Consider the following 21142-nt stretch of genomic DNA (forward strand, 5'->3'; position numbering starts at 1 on the left):
CCTCTCCTAAAGCGCATCTGTGTCAGTTTCACCCGTACGGATGCGAACGACATTATTCAGGTCATAAACGAAGATTTTACCGTCACCGATTTGTCCGGTTCTGGCCGTTGTCTGTATGGTTTCGACTACCTGTTCAACCATGTCATCTTTGACAGCGAGTTCGATTTTAATCTTGGGAAGGAATGAAATTGCGTATTCTGCACCCCTGTAGATTTCTGTGTGCCCTTTTTGACGTCCGAAGCCTTTAACTTCGGTCGCGGTCAAACCGTCAATGCCGATAGCCGTCAGTGCATCGCGCACGTCGTCTAGCTTGAACGGTTTGATAATGGCCATGACGAGTTTCATTTTTCACCTCAATGCCTGTTTTCCAATAGGGATTTCCCCTGGCTCGTCCTCTTTACTTCAAGACCTGTGCCAGTTTCAAAAAGAAGGTAAAAAATTGTTTAATTTCAATTAGATAAAAAAAACCGCCGGAAAAATCCGACGGTTTTGCTTGAAAAATAGACAGTAAAATTGATTAATAAATAGTCAGTGTCTATAAATTAGGCATTTAGTTCAGCCAAACAATTTTCGGTGGCGTGGCTCAGTCTGAGAAGCTTGGCTTCCTGAAAGGGCGGGGCCATTAACATCAATCCAACGGGGAACCCGTTTGCTGATCCGCAAGGCAACGATGTTGCGCACAGGCCAAGTAAATTCCCCAACCGTGTCAGGCTGATCGACATCATCGCCGCTTTCAGATATTTCTCTTCATCCTCGTATAAAGGTTGAAGCAGGGGCGGTATGTCAGGCACCGTGGCGCCAACGACAAGGTCAAAGCCTGCGGTCTGGGCCTGATATTTTTTCTGATAGTCCGCCAAAGCCATATAAAATCCGACGATACCGGGCGCACTAAATGTATCCGCGGATAAAAACCGCCGGGCGATCGGTCCGAACATGCCGTCTGGATCCTGACGGATTTTATCAGCCCAGAGAACGTTCCCCTCTACATTGGCAGGGGACCCTGCTTTTGCTGAATGGTCCAGAACTTCCTGAAAAACGGGTACAGCCTGTTCGACAATCTCGGCCCCCGCTTTTTCCATCTGCTTTAAACCCTTTGCAATCTGGTTTTGGATATCCGGTTTTACCAGATCATCAAAAACCGTTGTCGCGCGCAGGATGCGGACCCCTTTCAACGAGGCCCCTTTCAGATCTGCTGCAGGCTTTCCTGATAAAATGGCACATAAAGCGTTTGCGTCGGCTACATTTTGGGTCAGTGGCCCAATTGTGTCCTGTGACGGCGAAAGTGGTACCGACCCTTCCAGAGAAATCAAACCATGTGTGGTCTTAAGACCCGTGATACCACACCAGGCCGACGGAATTCGCACAGAGCCCGCAGTGTCAGAGCCGATTCCCGCCGCGGCCAGGCCGTGAAAAACAGACAGCGCTGCCCCGGAGGAAGAGCCCCCGGGAACCCGTATATTGTCCGGGTCATGCGGGTTGGCCCCTGTGCCCGTCCAGGCATTATTCCCCAAGCCGGAGAACGCCACGTCAGGCATATTGGTTTTGCCAAGACAGATTAATCCGGCCCTTGTCGCGCGTTCCAGACATTCCGCATCTTGATCAGGTGTTCGTCCTTCAAGCAACTTGGCGCCCGCTTCGGTCGGAACACCGGCGGTATCAAACAGGTCTTTCCAGGAAATCGGAACCCCGTCCAACGGGCTGCGCCGTTGTTTGTTACGCGCGCGCGTCCGCGCAGCCTGCGCTTCACAAAGCGCCCGATCTTCGGTTAAACGGACATAAATTACACGGTCCGGATCTTTTTCTTTGATCCGATCCAGAAAATATTGCGTAAGATCAATAGGGTCGATCTCGCCCCGTTCTATTCTTTCACCCAATTGAAGGGCGGATAAGCTATGCCAATAATTTGTCATTGTGAGAGGTTAGCTATAATCTTAAAAGGGAGCAAGGGCAGGTCTGCCCAGCGAGGTACAAAAGGTTGGAAAAAGTATAATGACAGCGACAGAGGTAATTCAGGCGGACATTCTGGTAGTCGGAGGGGGCTTAAATGGTTTGCCCCTCGCTATCGCCTTATCTTCGGCGGGCCTTGAGGTTGTCGTTCTGGAGCGTGAAGATCCAGCGAATGTTGTAGAGGGTCACTTTGATGGCCGGGTGTCGGCGATCGCCCATGCGTCGCGTAATCTTTTTAAAAGCATTGGTGTTTGGGCGCATGTTCCCGAGGCAGAGCCCATGCTGGACATCCGCATTACAGATGGTCCGTCCAGGTTCTTTCTGCATTATGATCATAAACAATTAGGGGATGAGCCGTTCGGTCACATGGTGGAAAATCGCCATATGAGAATGGCCCTGCAGGCCCGCGCAGCCGAAATCGAAACCCTGACCCTTCTTGCCCCCGCGACTTATAGAACAATTGAAAGAGAGGCCGATGGTGTGACCGCTGAACTGGCGGATGGCCGGGTTGTCACGGCGCGGCTTGTGGTTGCCGCTGATGGTCGTCAGTCGCCCCTTCGCCAAATGGCGGGGATCAAGACGGTTGGCTGGTCCTATGACCAGAGCGGAATTGTGTGTACGGTCGCCCATGAATATCCCCATAACGGCGTTGCCCAGGAACGTTTTCTTAATCCCGGCCCATTTGCCATTTTGCCAATGAGCGGCAACCGTTCGTCACTCGTCTGGACAGAGCAGACCGATATGGCCGCCAAGATCATGCAGCTGGATGACACCGATTTTCAGGCCCAGATGGCCAGTCGCTTTGGTGATTTTCTAGGTAAGCTGGAGGTTGTTGGTCCGCGCTGGAGTTATCCGCTCGCCCTGCATCAGTCAGATACCTACATTTCTGAAAGGCTGGCGTTAATTGGTGATGCGGCGCATGGCATGCACCCGATTGCCGGGCAGGGATTGAATTTGGGATTGCGGGATGTTGCCGCCCTTGCCGAGGTGGTTGTCGATACGGCCCGTTTGGGTCAGGATATCGGTAGCCAGAATATGCTCAATCACTATCAGCGTTGGCGGCGCTTTGACAGTCTGGCCCTTTTGGCCATTACCGATGGATTGAACAAGCTGTTTGTGACCGATGTGCCCCCGGTCCGATTTGCAAGGGATCTGGGTCTCGCGGCGGTCAACAAAATGCCGCGCTTGAAAGGCTTTTTTATGGAACATGCCCGCGGGACAGTGGGTGAACTCCCAAGGTTGCTGGAGGGAAAACCGCTTTGACCTTTAAGGATCCCGACTGAGATCGTTTTTCGCAAGGTTGTTCAGATAGGCTTCCCACACCTCTTCCTGTGTGAGACCTAGTTTGTAAAGATAGCTCCAGGAAAAGAGGCCTGTGTCGTGAAGGTCATCAAATTTTAGCCGCACGGCATAATTGCCCACTGGCTCTAAAGACATGATCCCGACATGTCGTCGTCCGGCGATAATCTGTTTTTGCGACGGATTATGGCCCTGAACTTCAGCAGATGGACTTTCCACCCTTAACAATTCGGCTGGAAATTGAAAATTATGACCATCGGCAAAACTGATGGTCAGGATTTTTTCTTCTTTTTTTAAACGGACTTCGGTCGGTTTTGGACGGCCGGCCTGATCATACAGATCTGCTGTCATCCTATTTCTCATCCAATGTACGGGCTTCTTCGACAAGCATGATCGGGATGCCGTTTCGAATAGGAAAGGCGAGGCCCGCTTTTTTGCTGATCAGCTCTGCCTTGTCGCGATCAAATTCCAGCGTCGTTTTGGTGACAGGGCAGACAAGGATTTCCAGAAGTTTGGGATCAACAGCCGACTGATCAGGGGCAGTATCAATTGAATTGGTCACGGTTTTTTCCTATTGCACGGTTCTGTTCGGGCTGCTTTGCTGCATCATCATTGTCAAAAGGCTGATCAGAAGTTCAGCTCTGGCAATAACATTTTCAGCTTCCAGCAAGGCTTGTTTTTCTGCGGGAGAAAATGGGCAAATCATGGACAGGGAATTGACAAGATTGTCATCTGCCAGGTTGTTCAGCGCTTCCCAGTCTTCTTCCTCATTTTCGAATTCCAGAAAATGCTTCAGCACACTTTGCAGGGCTTCGCGGTCAACAGATCGTTCGGTCGCCGAAATAAGGTCATGTTGAAACGGGCTGTAATCTGCCTGTACTTGCCGATATTTGGTGAGGCGGTCCAGTTCGTCTTCCATTCTGAACCGGCAGATGCCTTCTACGGTGATGTGAATTGTTCCATTTTGCTGTTCAGAAAATTCACAGATTTTACCCGCGCAGCCGATGGTATAGAGGTCTGGTTCATGAGAGACATCCTCCGGATCTTTTGGCTGTATGATGCCAATAACACGGTGGGTTTCCATGGCATCACGCACCATATCCAGATACCGCGGTTCAAAAATATTAAGCGGTAATTGGCCCGTTGTCAGCAAAAGGGCACCTGTCAGCGGAAAAACCGGCAGAATTGTCGGTAATTCGTCCAGACCTGATGTGGTGCCCTGATCGCTCATGAGAATAACAGGGACGAAAGGCCACGACGGAGGTCTTTGGTGGTGTCGTGCATGGGGCCCAGAACTTCAAAAAGATTAAGTAATTCCTGGCGGGCAATGGCATCGTTCCATTCTTTGTCGCGACGGATGATTTCCAGAAGCTGCTGTCCGCCCTCTTCATAAGCCTGTGCGCCGATTTGCGCGCGTGCCAGTTCAAGCCGGGCATCCAGATTGTCCGGATCTGTTGAAACCTTATCCAGCAAAGCCGCAAGATCCCCTGTATTTGCCGTATTTTCAGCCAGCTTCAGGCTGGCCAGTGCCTTTGAAACGGCAGGATTGGTTTTGTCTTCATCTGACAGTGTTTCTAGCAGGTTCTGGGCGGCTTCCGTTTCGCCCATCATGATATAGATCCGGGACAAATGGGCCTTCGCATCGACATTGTCGGGCTCGATTTCAAGAATCTGGGCGAAGGCGGCAAGCGCAACTTCTATATTATCAGCTTCCAATGCCTCAAGACCGGTTTCCATCGCTTCGTCAACAGGGGAAGGGCCAATGGCTTCGCCAGCATTTTTCTCGATAAACTTTTTGATTTCGCTTTCCGGAACCGCACCCATGAACCCGTCAACAGGCTGCCCGTTTTTGAACGCAAAAACAGCCGGAATGGATTGAACGCGCAAGGCTTGGGCAATTTGCGGGTTTTTATCGATATCGATTTTCACAAGCGAAACAGCGCCGCCAGCGGACTGGACGATTTTTTCAAGAACAGGACCAAGCTGTTTGCAGGGGCCACACCAAGGGGCCCACAAATCTACAAGTACCAAGCGGTCTTTACTGGCTTCCACAACATCTGTGTTGAAGCTTTGCGTGTCCCCGTCGGTGACCCAATTTCCTGCATTGCCTGCAGCACTGTCTATTAAGGTTTCCATACCGTCACTATACCAATTCTGTTCGTTCTTTCCAATTTCCGCCGAGTATATCCTGTCTGCCTGCCTCGTCCAGCCTTTAAGAAGGGATATCTGCGGATGGATCTATTATCCTGTAATCCTGCCCACATGACTCTATGAACTGTAAAAGGTCCTTAGAAGAAATTTGCGTTGTTTTGTCATTAATCAAGGGGTGAAAGTTCAAATAGTCTTCTTTCATCATGGCTTCATCCAACAAAACGAACACCTTTTTGTCCATATCATTGATCAAGGAGAAGGGTGTAACAGAGCCCGGTTCAACGCCGAGCGTGTCAATCAGAAGGTCAGCTTTTCCAAAACTCAGGTTTTTTGCACCGATCTTTTTGCGCAAAGATTTAAGATCAACCGGGGTTTCTTCCAGACAGACCAGAAGATAAAGATCTCCTGTTTTATCCTTGAGGAACAGATTTTTGCTGTGCCCGCCTTCCAGCTCCCGCGAGACGGCCTGTGCTTCCTCGACCGTGAAGACCGGTTCGTGCTGATGGGTTTTGAATTTGATTCCCAGTTTTTCGAGATAAGAAAAGAGTTCGTCAGGAGTCGCCGCCATAAATCCGTATTCCTCTGCTTGATTATTAGCCGATAAGATAGCCGAATGCGTTGATCCCTGCCACGTGGAAAAATAAAATGAACTTTTTTTAAAAACACGCTTGCATTCGCATTCAAGATAACTATTATCCCGCCTCGCAGCGCAAGTTGCACCGGATGCGGGCGTAGCTCAGGGGTAGAGCATAACCTTGCCAAGGTTAGGGTCGTGAGTTCGAATCTCATCGCCCGCTCCAAATATCAAAAGGCCCGGCCATTTCGATGGCTGGGCCTTTTTGATTCTAGCCTTTTTTCCGGCTTTACCCGCGGGCAGACCTGCTGAACTGAAGTCTTGCCATCAAAACGCGGACGCCTCTTTTTGATTATGCCGCTTTCTGGGGTGCGAACCCTCTTTTTATATATTCGGCCAGATGCCGGGCAAGGTCTTGTTGTTTGCCATTTGAAACGGCCAGCGTGACGAAAAATTCCGGTAGCGCCGGAAAACGGTCGCCGCCTTGAAAATGGTTCAGGCTGTCGGGCACCAACTGTTTTAAATAAACGCCGACTGCCAGATCCATTCGGATCATCGCCTGAACCGCATCAATATTGTTGCTTTCATATACCCGTTTCCAAGGTCGCCCCGCCCGGTCAAGGGCATCTGTTGTCGGTTTGCGGAATACACAATCTGTACTCGCAATCGATAAAGGTAATGGCGTGGTTTCAAGAAGCCGGCTGCCTTTTGCTGAAATCCAGACCAGTTGATCAGAATAGAGGGTTTCACCGGAAATGTCGGCCTGCACCTCTTCCATGAGCGTCAAGTCCAGAACACCGTCGTTAAACTGGCGTTTGAGCTCAAGGGTGGGGGCACAGACCAAATTGATATCGATATCGGGAAACGCCTCGGCGAAATGCCTCAATATGAGAGGCAACTGTCCATTGACCAAATCCAGCGGGATGCCCAATGACAACCGGCCCGCAAATTCCGGTTCTGTCATTTCCTGCCAAATCTGATCGTTCAGATTAAGCAGTGTTTGCGACCGGGAAAAGAGTTTTTCACCCTCCTGAGTGAGGGTCATGCCGGTTTTTGAGCGGAAAAGTAACCTGCATCCCAATTGTTCCTCAAGCTTGCGGACCTGTTGACTGACGGCCCCTTGTGTCAAGTTCAGTAAACCGCTGGTTTTTGTCATGCTGCCGGATGTCGCAACGGTTCTGAAGGTTCGGAGGAGCTGTAGATCAATCGTGCGCATAATTTGTCATTAGGTTTGTTAATGTTAAGTATTATATATATTAGCTTTGTTTATGATGATGTATTTTATACGCTTTGGCAATTCAAAAATAAGGAGAGATTTGTTGTGAAAAGCGTGAATTTAATGGAAAAATTTGGTCAGGTTAGCGGTTATTGGCGCCCGCATCTAGTCGCGGAAGCGAACGGTCAGCATGTCCGGTTGGCAAAGCTAAAAAACGAATTTGTCTGGCATTCTCATGAGCAGGAAGATGAATTGTTTATTGTCATCAAGGGCACACTGACGGTTCATTTCCGGGATCGGGACGAGATCGTCAAAGAAGGGGAACTTCTGGTCATTCCTAAAGGGGTTGAGCATATGCCCGAGGCACAGGATGAAGTGCTGCTTGTGAATATTACGAAAGCGGAAACCACGCATACCGGTAACACGCAATCGGATATGACGGTAAAGATTGACGAGATGCCGCGCCTTTAATCATACACTCAATATGCGACTGGACGGATAAGGGGCAAGCGCGTCTTATCCGCTGTCGCTTAAAGGATTTTCACTGATCGTTGATAAGATCTTGACCTTCCCCCTGCTGGAAGGACTAACGTTGCTTCATTGATTTTGGAGGATTCTGTGAAAAAGGTTATTGTTGTTGGAGTGCTAGGGGCGATTGTCGCCGCTTTGGCGGCCTATTATTTCTATTCGGACGAAAAAATGCCTGCCGCTAGCGGCGGAAGGGGCCCCGCGATTGTAGAAGTCACGCTTCCCGATCACTTTACCCCGGGCGCGATGGCGGGCAAAACGCTGTACGATAAAAACTGTGTGAGCTGCCATGGGACAAATGCGGCGGGACAGGATGATGTTGCGCCCCCTCTCATTCACAAGATTTATGAGCCTGGTCATCATGGCGATGGTGCTTTTTTTCGAGCGGTTGCCCAAGGGGTCCGGGCCCATCATTGGTCATTTGGCAACATGCCGGCGATAGAGGGGCTTAACCAAACAGAAGTTGCCCTGATCATCCAGTATGTTCGAGAAATCCAACAGGCATCAGGGATCCGCTAGGGACTGATTTCCGGATCGGGGTTTGAAAGCAGCGAACAGCGGCGGTCTATTTCAGCGCGAGATCTGAAACTACCGTTTGCAAGGCATCAAAAACCACCGGGTCAATTGACGTGCCGCATTCGCCGCGCATGATTTCCAGTGTTTTTTCCACCGGAACGGCACCGCGATAGGGGCGCGCGGCAGTAATGGCGTCAAAAATATCCGCGGCCGTTATGATCCGGGTATCCATATGGATTTCCTCGGCACACAGACCGTAAGGATAGCCCGTTCCGTCCAGTTTTTCATGATGGGCGCCTGCCATTTTTGCCATCGTTGTGAAGGGAGACAGATGAGAGAGAATCTCTTCTGTAAACTTGGAGTGCTTTCTGATCTCTGCCCATTCGTGGTCGTCCAGTTTTCCCGGTTTGTCCAGAATGTCATTGCTGACCCCCAGTTTGCCAATATCGTGTAATAATGCGGCACGGCGCAAGTATGACAGGTGGTTTTTTTCATAGCCGAAATGCTTTGCAATGGATTCGGTGTACAGGGCAACGCGGCTGCTATGGTCAAAAGTGAAGGAGCTTTTCGTATCGACAATCATACCAAAGGCGGCTGTGATATCGTCCAGCCGCTCTTCACTGACCCGCATGGCCATTGATGCAGGCTCCAGCTTCATGATCTGCTGTTGCAGGTCGTCACTATTCAGGTGTTGCCAGAACTCATCATCGTTCGCAATGTCGTCAAACAGGGCAACCAGGTTCGGATCAAACCACGAGCCGCTTCTGCGGGTAACCTGCTCAAGGCTGGCATCCTGACCACTTGAGATAAAAAAGACATCCGCAACCTGGGCAAGAAGGGCAATCTGAGAATTAACGGGGATCTCATGCCCGGATTTCCTATAAGGTTTTCCCTCGCCGTTCCAATGTTCGTCCAGATAACGGATGCCGTCGGCAATTGCTTCGTTAAATCCCAGACGAATAGCGATGTCTGCACCCCGCTCGCAGCGGGTTTCAATCAGCTCAACCGCATAATTGCTTCCATTTTTACCAACATCAATCAGGCGTTTTAAACGGGAAAGAAAGCTTTCCCCCACACCTACATGGTTGATGATAAATTTGCTGACTTCCCTGAAATCGGTGTTATCGACAAGCTTAAATTCATGTTTGAAGTCCCGCTCGTCACAGCCATATAGTTCATACAGGCGGGCTGCATTACTGCTACACCCAGCATCTTTTAATAATAATGTGTAATAAAGATCCCATTGCTGCTGCTGGTCGAGGCCCAGTTTTTTACCCAAATGCATACCAATGTAACAACACCGAATACTATGTCCGGCGGGTTGACCTTCTGTCATATCAAGCGCGTAACTTAAGGCACCGATAACCTCTGAAAGGAACAGCTTGCCATCGATTGAGGGCATTTTTTCGCTGGCGCTGGCGTTTATTGACGTGACTACATTCATTTACTATACCCTCGAAGCAGCGGTGCCTGATTTTAGAGAATGCCACTGAAAAACCGGCAGATCTGCAAGCGTTACCCTACAATTTTGAGCATTTTCACAAACTGATCCTAATATTCGCTTAACGGAAATCGAATATTTGGACCGGGCCCTAATCTGTCCGGCAGTCTTCCTTGTTTTCACGTGACTGGACAATCAATGACTTTTTTCCTGTTACTGGTTTCAGGCCTTTTCCTGGCAATCTGGGCGGTGAATATCGCGGGCGCATTTTTTCTGGCGCTGCCGGTATTGGAATTTCTGTTACCGCTGGTCGGTTATGCCCAGTTGATGGCGCTTTTCAAGGTTGGATCCCTAGGCTGGGGAATCAGTGGTGGTTATGCGACCCGCAAACAGGTGAACTGGCAGCAAATCAGGCATGTTGCTCCCGCCCTGTTAACAGGAAGTATTGCAGGGGTTTTCCTGATCAATCAGATCACACGGGATGTTATTCCTTTTGTTGTTGTTGGCGCGATCTTCTTTATTGAGTTGATTATTCCCGCTGTCAGTCGTTTTGATCTGCCAAAAAACCGAACCCTTTTGATAGTGGCGGCGTTTTTGATTGGCATTTACGGAAGCAGTATCAGCGCGGGTTTCGGGTTGCTGACCCTGGCGTTATTCCGTCTTGCTTATCCGGGCGGCGATTCAATTGCGCAGGCCAGCATACAGGCAAGGGTGTGTGAATTTTTGTGTGTTATCGTTACTGTTTTTGTTCATTTGTTATATGGAAACATCTTGTACTTTTATGCCGTTGCCCTGTTTTCCGGTACGCTAATTGGCGGCCTTATTGGGGGTAAACTGCTTGTTCGATTGACATCTGTTCCGGCAAAAACACAGCGTTTCTTTCTCTATGGCGTCTACGGGTTTGCCCTCGTTACGACATTTCAGCAGCCTCTTTCAAAAATCCTGGCCGGTTTCCTGAATTTATAAAAATTACTTTATTTTCAGTGGCATAAATACGTAATTACCGACGTTATTACTAAAAATATTCGATAATTTTCTGCGAATTCTGGGTAAACACGCGACGGGTTAGTCTGATACTTCCCGATGGATTACCTGCCACGGACGGCCTGTAAATCATCCAGATAATAGCGCTTGCCATTGCATGAATTCTGGAAGTCCGCCGATAAACTGTTAAATTCGGAAACATCATTATCATAGGCTTTTTGCAACGTGGTATAATCCTCCAGCTTCTTATTATACTGTGCAACATAGTCATTGTTTTTTCGCACCATTTCATTGCGCGTTTCAAAATTTTCCTTATCGTCAATTTTCGTGTTGGGGTTTTCACGGAAATAGGTTTCGATGCGTTTTATTTCCGTATCCAACGCGGCGAGTTCTTCGCGGTACGTTTCGAAAATTGCATTTCGTTTTTCGATATAGCCGGACAGCATTGCCATATTCTCTTCGACAGAAATGCAATTCTTCAATTGATCCATGGTCAGGAAGTAAGACGGATAGGTTTTTCCTTCATCCGGCACCGGAATAGCAGCTTTTGCGTTAAAGGTGCTGTCTTGTGTTTGTGCGGTTGCAAGGCCAGGAAAACACATTACAGAGCCGGCCAGCATCAAAATACGGGAGAATTTGTTCATGGAGCCTGTCCTTTTTTATGAAAAACCAATGGTAGAGAAGTTGCATCTGATTGCAAATCCGGAATTACAATGAGCCACAAAAAAGGCGACCCCATGGCCGCCTTTCGATTTTTTGAATTCTGCGTCTGTTTAGGCCGCTCTTTGTTTCCGTCGCCATCCGAGGAAGCCAAGGACGGCCATGCCAGCCCCATATAATGGCAATGCTGCCGGAAGAGGGACTGCAGATACAACAACATTAATGCCGGCGGTCGATAGAAGTTCTCCGTTCGCGCTCAGCACATCCATTTGAATGCGATACAGACCAGCGATCAGCGGATCAATGACCGTGAACCACTGATACTGCCAGGAATTCTGAACCACATTATTGTTGGCAATCAGATTTGCATAGCCTGGTGCGTCACCACTGGCAACCTCGACCCCTTGACCGTTTAGGGTTGAGTTATCGCCAAATGAATGGTCCATTCCCAGTAAAGCCACGGGGCCCATAATGGGATCAAAGCTTGTAAAGGACTGACCCGCAGAGGGATCATGATCCAGCCGGAGTTGATAGGTGAAGTCCTGAACTTTCGCTCCGCTGGTGCCCGCGACATCAGTGTTTATTGACCATTCAAAACTCCATAATGGCCGTCCTGATCCCGGTGCGGATTCGCCCGCATTGAAATTATAGGTATCGACACCGTCATAGTTAAAGATGTTGGCCGGTACTGGAAAACGCTGTTTTGCACGCAGGCCTACTTCGATATTATTGGTCGTACCAACTGTAAAACCCCCGTTGGCATTGCCTGAGCCGAAGATAACATCCGGATTAACATTTGCGGCAGATGCCGCCCCCGATATTAAAAATGCTGCCGTGACGCCGAGCAAAGCGTTCAAAATTGTTTTTTTCATTTATTCCCCCTTATGGTTGCAGATACGCCCCTGAAGTTATACGAGCCCGTATGAATTGTTAATAAATTATTAATCATGAATATGACACCAATGCAAACCAAAAAAGACCTAGTTCTGAAGTCCTACCTCTTGTGAAATTTATTGATCTTCATCAGGGGCGATAGCATGATGAGAAACCAATTTTCCGGGAGAGTAATCGATGGTCTGGATTGATGTTGTTTCGTATGAAAATGCCAAGGGGCGGCTGAAAAAGCTGTATGATCGGGTAAAGGGGCCCGACAATAATGTCGACAATATTATGATGGTTCATTCCCTTCGGCCCCACACGATGGAGGGCCATATGGCCCTGTATAAATATGTGCTGCATCATACAAACAATACGGTTCCGAAATGGTTTTTGGAGACTTTGGGCGTTTGGGTAAGCTCATTGAATAATTGTACTTATTGTGTTGAACATCATTATGCAGGATTGGCACGATTGTTAAACAACCCGGAAAAATCGGAAGCGATCCGGTCTGCCATTGAAGCGCGGGATCTTGAAAAAGCCCCCTTATCGGAAAAAGAGAAGCTAGCCATGCACTATGCGCGGATCCTGACGGATGAGCCGTCATCGCTGGCACAATCTCATATTGAAACGCTTAAACAAGCGGGATATTCAGACGGAGAAATTCTGGAAATCAATCAGGTGACAGCCTATTTTTCTTACGCCAATCGAACCGTCTTGGGGCTTGGTTGTTCGACCGATGGCGACATTCTGGGCTTGTCTCCAAATAACAATCAAGACCCCGAAGACTGGTCTCATACCTAGAAAAGAGCGCAATTTTGACAGATAATCTGGCGGCGATTCGCATCTTTATAGAAATCGTGAAGCGGGGTAGTTTCTCGGATGCCGCGCGTCATATGAACATGGCGGCCTCGTCTGTGACCCGCCAGATCAATGCCCTTGAGGAAGCCTTGAATGCCCGATTGCTGAACAGAACCACCCGCCAGGTCAGTCTGACGGAAGCCGGACAGATTTATTATACCCGTGCTGTCAATGCGGTTGCAGAAATTGATGATATGGGCCGGGCCATTTCCGAATTGGATGCTCAACCGCGCGGTGCATTAAAGGTGACGGCGCCGCTTACATTTGGCCGGGGCTATATTGTTCCCAGGCTAGAGACATTTTTCGAGCAATATCCCGATATCTCGCTGGAATTGATATTGAGCGATCAGGTGCTGGATCTGGTTCAGGATGGGTTTGATGCCGCCGTACGAATGGCCATCCGGTTGCCCGATTCCACCTTTCATGCGCGAAAACTGCACCGGGTGACCCGTGTGATTTGTGCCAGTCCGAGTTATCTTGAAAAGCATGGAACACCAGAGACACCAGATGATCTGAAGAACCATCAATGTCTTGCCATCAATTTTAAAACAGCCAACGAGTTATGGCGATCAGTGGCATCAAGCTGGCAATTTGATACCGCAGTCGGGCCTGTTGATATTCCGGTTTCCAGTAAATTTCAGACGAATAGTGGGGAGACAGTGCTGGAGGCGGGGATATGTGGTCTGGGTATTGTGGTGTTACCCCTCTGGCAGGTTTTCGAGCATATTAAAGCGGGTAGGCTTGTTCGTCTGTTTGATTCAGAAGGTCTTAAATTTAATTCGTTGGAATATAATACCTTTCTGGTTTACCCATCGAGCCGCTATCTCCCCCCGAAAGTTCGGGCTTTCTCTGATTATCTCGCACAGTGCCTCAAGCATGACTTTGGCGAATGATTATTATTGCAAAAAACGCAATAGTGTTGATCAAGATTGTAAATTAATATTGATTGTGTAAATAGTTATATGTTGTTCATAACCTCAAGAATGGAGAATGTTATGGACAGAAACTCATATCCAGCGCGGCCGTCCGCGTCTTTTTTTCCGGAACGTAAACTAATTGGATGGCGTGAAGACGGCGAGAAACCTGCGGTGAAAAAAGCGCCCGAGACGGCGTCTTCGTCCATTATTCGCAGATTTACCCGGATATTTACGCCAAAAGCACCGGTTTTGAGCAAACAGGAATGTGCGACAGGGCGTTGTTAGAACGCGGCAGGCAGTCATCAGCATGGAATGAGGAGAGGGTGTAACCCTCTCCCGATGGATTTAGAAACGGTAACCGAACCCGATACCAACGATCCATGGATCAATGTCAACATCACGGGCGTTGATGCTACCGTTATTCACAGTCACGCTGGTTTCCAAAAAGAGTTTTTTGACGTCAAAATTGAACGACCAGCGATCATCGATTTTATAGTCAAACCCTGCTTGTAACGCGTACCCGAAATTATCTTCGTAGTCGACACTGGTCACCGCCGGGTCGTTTCCTTTATCTTCGTTCAGGAAAAAGGTGTAATTCAAGCCCGCTCCAATATAAGGGCTAAATGCTTTTTTTGGCATAAAGTGATATTGCACAGTCAGGGTCGGTGGTAACAGCCAGACATCGCCAAGATCCACATTTCGGCCAAGCGACGTGTTTGACACACTGACATCATGGGGCGTTGTCGCAAGAATAAGTTCCGCCGCAATATTTTCGGTAAAGAAGTAAGTAAAATCGATTTCCGGTACAACTGAATTATCAATGCTTGCGCTTCCGCCAATTGCATCTGTTGTGCCGCCTTCATCAGGAACAACAGCCAGTCCCCTAACGCGAACCAGGATATCACCCGCATCTTTGGCAAGCACCGGTGTGGCACCCCCCAGCGTGGCCAAGGCAAGCAGGGCGGACAGTGAAAAAGCGGTCATTTTCTTCATGAGTAGCTCCAATTAACAAATATGACCGGTTCATACCGTGGGGGAGCTCTCTATAGATTGATTGAGATCAAACGAGATGCAAATTGCGGGAGGCTTTCTGTGCGAGGGATCACGAACCCAACATGAATTCCTTTGTGTCCAGAATCTGGCCATTTGCAAGGAGGGAGATCCTGTGAAGTCCGGGATGGTGCTTGCGGGTTGTGTAGTCAACAAACCGGTATGATTTGGTAACCTGTATTTCAGCCGTTTCAGGCCGTCCTTCGCTCAATCGAAAAACCTTCCGGCTATGCTTTCCTGTGGCTTTCATAAAATCAATTGCATAATCAAGACGAAGGTTTTCCGGTATCGGACTGTCCAGCGTAGCGTGAACATTGAAAGTTAAAGACTGGCCCCGCTCGATACGATCCGACGACAGAACTAATGAAACTGCCTTGACCTTAACCGGTCCTGCTCCAAAAAGAGCAAGCGCTCGCCGGTCTCCCTGCTTGAGCAGATTTCTCAAACCCTGTTTGAGAATCCAGTTTGTATGAGGATGCTGGTCGATCCATTTTTCAGCAAAATTCAAAACCTGATCGGGGTTATCTTTTGCGATGTCGTTCAAGTTGTTCGCGACACTTTTGCGGACAAATAAACTGCCGTCCTGCAGCAGGGCTTCCAAAATCGGGAAAATCAGGGATGGGTCTTCTTTAAAGGAAGGCAAGGCCGTTGCCCAAGGCAGTCGCGGGCGACACCCCTCACTCGCGAACCGTCTTACATTGGCATTCTCATCCGTGGTCAGGGATAACATCCAGTTCATTACAGTGGGGGTGTCTTTTATAATGAACGGTCGGATGGCAAATTCCGAAGAGGTGCCCAAGGCTGTAAGTGCCTTCAAGGCATCCAGTGAGATGTCCGGCCGGGACAACCCAGTCCGGCACAAATAATCAGGTACAAACATACAGAGCATGTCGGAATATTGAAAATCTGGCAGGCTTATTTTGGGGAGCAATTTTTTTAAAAGGGCTGCATTCGTTTCAAGCGGACCCGGAAGAAAGTGAACAAGCGCGTCCGTCAACCTGTTCATCCGTTGTTTTAAGGTAAAATCGTTCCAGTCGGCTTGATAAACAAAGTTCAGGAATTCTTCGGTTGAAAGCGGGGTTTCGTCAGCAAGAGCCCCCGCAATATGGGCTACAAATTCATCGGTGTAACAAAGTCGAAGTTCTGCGGCCATCTTCCGTATATCCTTTAGATGCGTGGCAATTCTGTTTCGACAAGTTTGGCCCAAAGGCTGGCACCCAGACCCAGAATACCGTCATTGAAGTCGTATTGTGGATGATGGACGGCAAACTGATGATCCTTATCCTGAGAGCCCAAAAAGATGTAGGCGCCCGGGCAGGCTTCCAGCATAAAGGAGAAATCTTCACTTCCCATACGCACCGGGGCCTGAGTGTTTACATTCTCCGGACCGACCAATTCACTGGCAATGCGGGTAATAATATCGGTTTGTGCGTCATGATTGACGGTGCAGGGAAAGATGCGTTTATAGTCCAAATCAATCTCAACACCGAAGGTCGCGGCCACCCCGTCGCAGATTTCGGCCATTCGTTTTTCCACATAATCCCGCATTTCAGGCGTGGTTGTTCGAATGGAGGCCGTCAGTTCTGCATCATGCGGGATTACATTCTGGGCAGTGCCGGCATGAAACTCAGTGATGCTGATAACCACATTGTCGATCGGGCTTACATTACGGGAGACAATGGTTTGAACGGCGTTATAAAGTTGAACTCCGACCTTTATGGGATCGATTGAGCGTTGTGGATGAGCGGCGTGGCCGCCTTTCGCTTTAATATGGATCCGGGCCACATCGGCTGACGCCATCAATGATCCCTTTTTAATATGAAAGGTTCCAAAAGGCCCGTCGGGCATGTTATGCAGCCCGTAAACAGCATCGCAGGGGAAGCGTTCAAATAATCCATCTTTTACCATGGCGTCTCCGCCTCCCAGTCCTTCTTCGGCGGGCTGAAAGATAAAATTCACGGTCCCGTCAAAATTTCTGGTTTCACAAAGGTATTTTGCCGCGCCCAGCAAAATTGCTGTATGCCCATCATGTCCGCAGGCATGCATTTTACCATCATGAACTGACTGATGCGGCACACCTGTTAGTTCCTGCATGGGCAAGGCGTCCATATCAGCACGAATTCCTATCGTTTTTGTGCTGTTTCCCTGACCTTTCAAAACACCGACGACACCGGTTTGGCCAATCCCTTCATGTACCTCCATTCCCCAGTCGCGCAGTTTTTCAGCGACAATCTGTGCTGTGCGAATTTCTTCAAAACCCAATTCAGGATGTTTATGAATGTCTCGGCGCCAGGTTTGCATGTCGTTCTGAAGGTCAGCGATACGATTATAAACGGGCATAGTGATGTGGACTCCAACTGATTTTTTTGAGGATTGAAACCGGATTTTGTTTCAACTGTTTTTATCAAAACAGTTAACCGGAAAACGAGTTTGATATCTAGTGAATTTTTGATCGTACATTAGATGAAATTTATGTACGCTTTGCTTTCATGTTGATAATGATTTGAATCAATGCTGAACTTAATGGGTTCGATCATTCTGTCCCAAATGCTAGTGAGGTATAGGATATGCAATTAACAGACGTACAAGAAAATGACCGGCCAAAACGGTTTGAGTTCCTGTTGTTTCTCTTCCTGACTTTTATCTTGATACCGGCGCTGACAATCGGAATAGTCGGTGCTTATGGTTTTGCTATCTGGATTTTTCAGATCCTGTATACAGGGCCTCCTGCGGGATAAATCATGGAAAACCGGCAATCCATAGCCTCTGTCAGTCGGCGTGCCTTTTTAACGGGGGGTGCTAAAGCATCGCAGCGGGCGAAGCAGCGCGAGGTGAGGGCGTATTTACCCTGGAGTACACCAGAGAGAATATTGGCTGCCTGCGATCAATGCGAGAGGTGTCTGTCCGCGTGTCCCGAAGGGATAATTCAAAAAACTGCGCAAGGCTATCCAACCGTAAATTTTGAAAAGGGTGAATGTACATTTTGTGAAAGCTGTAAGGAAGCGTGCCCGCAGCCGGTTTTTTATACTGACCCAGAGGAGATCGGGGAGCGGCCACTCGTTTGGACCCTCAAGGCTGAGATCAGCGATGCCTGCCTCGCCAAAAATGACATTCAATGCCAAAGTTGCCAGGACCATTGCGATCCACGGGCGATCCGATTTCAATATCAGCGCAATGCGATCGCCGAACCCGTTATTCAGATTGCCGATTGCACAGGGTGCGGCGCTTGCGTCTCGGTGTGTCCGGCCAATTGCATTTCCATCGAGGAGCCTGTTCAGGATCCGGCCGATTTAAGGACATAAACATGGAAGAAGAAATTTTTGTATCAAGCCTCGTGGCCCAAGTGAACGCCGAGAAACTTTCTGAAATACGAACGGCAATCGAGGCCATGCCTTACGCGGAAGTCCCTTTATTCGAAGAGAGCGGGAAACTGGTCATCTTGCTGGATGCACCCTCGTTAAGGGACCTGGTCGCCATTACAGATCAAATTCAGGATCTGCCCGATGTGTATTCGGTATTTCCTGTGTACCAGCATGACGAAAAGTCAGCTCATTCTGACAATAGTGAAGAAAAATTAGAGACCAATATTCAAATACCGGTCGTGGAGGGACGGATATGAAATTATCCAGACGTGATTATATTAAAGCAAATGCTGTCGCTGTTGCCGCAGGTGTTGCAGGAATTTCTACTGAAGGCGCTGCCGCCAACCTGGTTACGGACCGGGAAAAAACAGACCTGAAATGGTCAAAGGCCGCCTGTCGTTTTTGTGGGACCGGCTGTAGTGTCATGGTTGGCACAAAAGAAGGCAAAGTCGTTGCAACACATGGTGATGTGAAGGCCGAGGTGAACCGGGGTCTGAACTGTGTAAAAGGCTATTTCCTGTCCAAAATTATGTATGGCAAGGATCGGCTGAATACACCGCTTTTGCGCATGACGGATGGGAAATACGATAAGAACGGCGAGTTTACGCCGGTTTCCTGGGATACCGCACTGGATATTATGGCCGAAAAATTTAAGGCAGCCATTAAAGAAAATGGTCCAACCTCAATTGGTATGTTTGGCTCTGGCCAATGGACTATTTGGGAAGGTTATGCGGCTTCTAAACTCATGAAGGCGGGATTTGGATCAAACAATATTGAACCAAATGCACGTCATTGCATGGCGTCCGCCGTGGGTGGCTTTATGCGGACCTTTGGTATTGATGAGCCAATGGGCTGCTATGACGATATCGAAGCAACAGATGCTTTTGTCCTTTGGGGCTCCAACATGGCAGAGATGCATCCGATCCTCTGGACACGGGTTACGGATCGCCGCTTGAGCGCGCCAAAAACCAAGGTCGCGGTTTTATCAACATTTGAGCATCGCTGCTTTGACCTGGCCGATATTCCGATGGTGTTTGAGCCACAGACTGATCTGGCCATTCTCAATTTTATTGCCAATTACATTATTCAAAACGATAAAGTGAATTGGGATTTTGTGAACAAGCATGTCAATTTCCGAAAAGGAAATGATGATATCGGATACGGTCTGCGTCCAGAGCATCCGCTTGAGAAAAAAGCGAAGAATGCGAATAAGGCCGGTGGTTCTACAGAAATGAACTTTGAAGAATTCAAAGCGTTTGTGGCCGATTATGATGTTGAGAAAGTGTCCAAACTATCTGGTGTTTCCGAGGAAAAACTGATCGAGCTTGCAGAATTATATGCGGACCCCGATCGTAAGGTTGTTTCTTTCTGGACCATGGGTTTCAATCAGCATACCCGCGGTGTTTGGGCCAACAACCTGATCTACAATATCCATTTGCTGGTTGGTAAAATTTCAACACCCGGTAATTCACCTTTTTCATTGACCGGACAGCCTTCTGCTTGCGGAACAGCCCGTGAAGTGGGAACCTTCTCTCATCGTTTGCCGGCTGACCTGGTGGTGAAAAATCCGAAACACCGGGCGATTGCTGAAAAAATCTGGAAGATCCCGGCCGGCATCATTCCGCCGAAACCCGGGTTCCATGCGGCCCTTCAAAATCGTAAATTGAAGGATGGCAAAATCAATGCCTATTGGGTGCAGTGTAATAATAATATGCAGGCAGCAGCCAACCTGAACGAGGAAACGTTCCCTGGCTATCGTAATCCAAAAGCGTTCATTGTCGTGTCAGATCCGTATCCGACCGTGACAGCGGGCGCCGCCGACCTGATCTTGCCCACTGCAATGTGGGTTGAGAAAGAAGGCGCTTACGGTAATGCGGAGCGGCGTACCCAGTTCTGGCATCAGCTGGTTTCTGCACCCGAAGGTGCTAAATCAGACCTTTGGCAACTTGTTGAATTTTCCAAACGCTTTACGACAGACGAAGTCTGGCCGAAAGAAGTTCTGGATGCGAATCCGGACTATAAAGGGAAAAGTCTGTATGACGTTCTGTATCGGAACGGCAATGTTGAAAAATACCCTTTGACCGAAACCCATCCAGAATATGACAATGACGAATCCAATCATTTTGGATTTTACATTCAAAAAGGCCTGTTCGAAGAATATGCGGAATTTGGTCGCGGTCACGGCCATGATCTTGCTCCGTTTGAAGCCTATCACGAAGCACGCGGTCTGAGGTGGCCTGTGGTGGATGGTAAGGAAACCAAATGGCGTTATCGTGAAGGGTCTGATCCATACGTGAAAAAAGGTGCCGGGTTCGAGTTTTACGGTAAACCGGATGGCCGGGCGATCATTTTTGCCCTGCCGTATGAGCCCCCTGCAGAAAGCCCGGACGAAGAATTTGATCTTTGGCTGTCAACGGGCCGTGTTCTGGAGCACTGGCATTCTGGTTCCATGACCCAGCGGGTTCCTGAACTGTATAAAGCCTTTCCGGACGCCGTTGTTTTCATGCATCCAAAAGATGCGGAAAAACGCAAATTGCGGCGTGGACAGGAAATCAAGGTTGTATCCCGCAGGGGCGAGATCATCAGCCGGGTCGAAACCCGCGGCCGTAACAAGCCGCCTGAAGGGCTGATTTATGTGCCTTGGTTTGATGCAAGTCAGTTGATTAACAAAGTAACGCTGGACGCCACTGATCCGATTTCAAAACAAACGGATTATAAAAAATGTGCTGTTAAAGTCGTTCCAACGGGGAGGGCATGATC

The 21142-nt window shown here is 48.7% G+C and carries 25 protein-coding genes and 1 tRNA gene; 12 read left to right on the forward strand and 14 right to left on the reverse strand.

Annotated features, from left to right (window positions below; genetic code table 11):
* Positions 1–6: 6 nt before the first annotated feature.
* A complete protein-coding gene (locus tag OIR97_RS01005) occupies positions 7–345 on the reverse strand; it encodes a P-II family nitrogen regulator (protein ID WP_169543883.1) in 339 nt (112 codons plus the stop codon).
* 197 nt (positions 346–542) lie between these two features.
* A complete protein-coding gene (locus OIR97_RS01010; protein ID WP_169543884.1) occupies positions 543–1910 on the reverse strand; it encodes an amidase in 1368 nt (455 codons plus the stop codon).
* Between the two features lie 79 nt (positions 1911–1989).
* On the opposite strand from OIR97_RS01010, the gene OIR97_RS01015 reads away from it, so the two are divergent.
* On the forward strand, positions 1990–3210 hold the full coding sequence (locus OIR97_RS01015) for an FAD-dependent monooxygenase (RefSeq protein WP_169543885.1): 1221 nt from the start codon (positions 1990–1992) through the stop codon (positions 3208–3210).
* 3 nt (positions 3211–3213) lie between these two features.
* Here the strand turns inward: OIR97_RS01015 and OIR97_RS01020 are convergent, their stop codons facing one another.
* The 5 genes from OIR97_RS01020 to OIR97_RS01040 form a co-directional block, all read right to left on the reverse strand.
* Positions 3214–3597, reverse strand: a complete 384-nt coding sequence (locus OIR97_RS01020; RefSeq protein WP_169543886.1) for a gamma-butyrobetaine hydroxylase-like domain-containing protein — start codon at positions 3595–3597, stop codon at positions 3214–3216.
* 1 nt (position 3598) lies between these two features.
* Positions 3599–3808 carry a Trm112 family protein gene (locus OIR97_RS01025; protein ID WP_267177754.1) on the reverse strand — a complete coding sequence of 70 codons (210 nt, stop codon included), beginning with the start codon at positions 3806–3808 and terminating at the stop codon, positions 3599–3601.
* 9 nt (positions 3809–3817) lie between these two features.
* A complete protein-coding gene (locus OIR97_RS01030; RefSeq protein WP_169543887.1) occupies positions 3818–4477 on the reverse strand; it encodes an LON peptidase substrate-binding domain-containing protein in 660 nt (219 codons plus the stop codon).
* Complete coding sequence (trxA, locus tag OIR97_RS01035; protein WP_169543888.1) at positions 4474–5382, reverse strand: thioredoxin; 909 nt, start codon at positions 5380–5382, stop codon at positions 4474–4476. The genes OIR97_RS01030 and trxA overlap by 4 nt, the downstream gene beginning before the upstream one ends.
* Positions 5383–5458: 76 nt before the next feature.
* Positions 5459–5965, reverse strand: coding sequence for a prolyl-tRNA synthetase associated domain-containing protein (locus OIR97_RS01040; protein WP_169543889.1), 507 nt, complete (start codon positions 5963–5965; stop codon positions 5459–5461).
* A 157-nt stretch (positions 5966–6122) separates the two neighbouring features.
* On the opposite strand from OIR97_RS01040, the gene OIR97_RS01045 reads away from it, so the two are divergent.
* Positions 6123–6197 (forward strand) — tRNA-Gly (locus OIR97_RS01045).
* Between the two features lie 126 nt (positions 6198–6323).
* Here OIR97_RS01045 and OIR97_RS01050 read toward each other — a convergent pair.
* On the reverse strand, positions 6324–7187 hold the full coding sequence (locus OIR97_RS01050; RefSeq protein WP_169543890.1) for a LysR family transcriptional regulator: 864 nt from the start codon (positions 7185–7187) through the stop codon (positions 6324–6326).
* Between the two features lie 105 nt (positions 7188–7292).
* Here OIR97_RS01050 and OIR97_RS01055 point away from each other — a divergent pair, with 105 nt between their 5' ends.
* Entirely contained in the window at positions 7293–7658 is a 366-nt protein-coding gene (locus tag OIR97_RS01055; RefSeq protein ID WP_169543891.1) for a cupin domain-containing protein, read from the forward strand.
* 147 nt (positions 7659–7805) lie between these two features.
* Positions 7806–8234, forward strand: coding sequence for a c-type cytochrome (locus OIR97_RS01060; protein ID WP_267177755.1), 429 nt, complete (start codon positions 7806–7808; stop codon positions 8232–8234).
* Between the two features lie 46 nt (positions 8235–8280).
* On the opposite strand, the gene OIR97_RS01065 is transcribed toward OIR97_RS01060, so the two are convergent.
* Positions 8281–9633 carry an HD-GYP domain-containing protein gene (locus OIR97_RS01065; protein ID WP_169544370.1) on the reverse strand — a complete coding sequence of 451 codons (1353 nt, stop codon included), beginning with the start codon at positions 9631–9633 and terminating at the stop codon, positions 8281–8283.
* 237 nt (positions 9634–9870) lie between these two features.
* On the opposite strand from OIR97_RS01065, the gene OIR97_RS01070 reads away from it, so the two are divergent.
* Positions 9871–10638: a TSUP family transporter gene (locus OIR97_RS01070; protein ID WP_169543892.1), complete on the forward strand. Its 768-nt coding sequence runs from the start codon at positions 9871–9873 to the stop codon at positions 10636–10638.
* Positions 10639–10760: 122 nt separating this feature from the next.
* On the opposite strand, the gene OIR97_RS01075 is transcribed toward OIR97_RS01070, so the two are convergent.
* Positions 10761–11300 (reverse strand): hypothetical protein, encoded by a 540-nt coding sequence (locus OIR97_RS01075; protein WP_169543893.1) that lies wholly within the window; start codon positions 11298–11300, stop codon positions 10761–10763.
* Between the two features lie 129 nt (positions 11301–11429).
* Positions 11430–12188, reverse strand: coding sequence for a hypothetical protein (locus OIR97_RS01080; protein WP_169543894.1), 759 nt, complete (start codon positions 12186–12188; stop codon positions 11430–11432).
* 199 nt (positions 12189–12387) lie between these two features.
* Here OIR97_RS01080 and OIR97_RS01085 point away from each other — a divergent pair, with 199 nt between their 5' ends.
* The 3 genes from OIR97_RS01085 (at position 12388) to OIR97_RS01095 (ending at position 14255) form a co-directional block, all read left to right on the forward strand.
* Positions 12388–12996 (forward strand): carboxymuconolactone decarboxylase family protein, encoded by a 609-nt coding sequence (locus OIR97_RS01085; RefSeq protein ID WP_169543895.1) that lies wholly within the window; start codon positions 12388–12390, stop codon positions 12994–12996.
* Between the two features lie 14 nt (positions 12997–13010).
* Positions 13011–13946 carry a LysR family transcriptional regulator gene (locus OIR97_RS01090; RefSeq protein WP_169543896.1) on the forward strand — a complete coding sequence of 312 codons (936 nt, stop codon included), beginning with the start codon at positions 13011–13013 and terminating at the stop codon, positions 13944–13946.
* A gap of 102 nt (positions 13947–14048) precedes the next feature.
* Positions 14049–14255 carry a hypothetical protein gene (locus tag OIR97_RS01095; RefSeq protein ID WP_169543897.1) on the forward strand — a complete coding sequence of 69 codons (207 nt, stop codon included), beginning with the start codon at positions 14049–14051 and terminating at the stop codon, positions 14253–14255.
* Between the two features lie 60 nt (positions 14256–14315).
* Here the strand turns inward: OIR97_RS01095 and OIR97_RS01100 are convergent, their stop codons facing one another.
* From OIR97_RS01100 to OIR97_RS01110, 3 genes are all read right to left on the reverse strand, one after another.
* Positions 14316–14963, reverse strand: coding sequence for an OmpW/AlkL family protein (locus OIR97_RS01100; protein ID WP_219821623.1), 648 nt, complete (start codon positions 14961–14963; stop codon positions 14316–14318).
* A 109-nt stretch (positions 14964–15072) separates the two neighbouring features.
* Positions 15073–16173, reverse strand: coding sequence for a DNA alkylation repair protein (locus OIR97_RS01105; protein WP_169543898.1), 1101 nt, complete (start codon positions 16171–16173; stop codon positions 15073–15075).
* Positions 16174–16187: 14 nt separating this feature from the next.
* Positions 16188–17360: a M20 aminoacylase family protein gene (locus OIR97_RS01110; protein ID WP_169543899.1), complete on the reverse strand. Its 1173-nt coding sequence runs from the start codon at positions 17358–17360 to the stop codon at positions 16188–16190.
* Between the two features lie 227 nt (positions 17361–17587).
* On the opposite strand from OIR97_RS01110, the gene OIR97_RS01115 reads away from it, so the two are divergent.
* The 4 genes from OIR97_RS01115 to napA are packed head-to-tail and all read left to right on the forward strand — an operon-like array spanning position 17588 to position 21140.
* Positions 17588–17758, forward strand: a complete 171-nt coding sequence (locus OIR97_RS01115; RefSeq protein ID WP_169543900.1) for a nitrate reductase — start codon at positions 17588–17590, stop codon at positions 17756–17758.
* A gap of 3 nt (positions 17759–17761) precedes the next feature.
* The gene (napF, locus tag OIR97_RS01120; RefSeq protein WP_169543901.1) at positions 17762–18322 is read left to right on the forward strand and encodes a ferredoxin-type protein NapF; all 561 of its coding nucleotides are present in this window, start codon (positions 17762–17764) and stop codon (positions 18320–18322) included.
* A gap of 2 nt (positions 18323–18324) precedes the next feature.
* Positions 18325–18639: a chaperone NapD gene (locus OIR97_RS01125; RefSeq protein WP_267177756.1), complete on the forward strand. Its 315-nt coding sequence runs from the start codon at positions 18325–18327 to the stop codon at positions 18637–18639.
* Positions 18636–21140 (forward strand): nitrate reductase catalytic subunit NapA, encoded by a 2505-nt coding sequence (gene napA, locus OIR97_RS01130; protein ID WP_267177757.1) that lies wholly within the window; start codon positions 18636–18638, stop codon positions 21138–21140. Before OIR97_RS01125 ends, napA begins: the two co-directional genes overlap by 4 nt.
* The last annotated feature ends 2 nt before the right edge of the window (positions 21141–21142 follow it).

The organism is Sneathiella aquimaris, assembly GCF_026409565.1.
GTDB lineage: Bacteria > Pseudomonadota > Alphaproteobacteria > Sneathiellales > Sneathiellaceae > Sneathiella > Sneathiella aquimaris.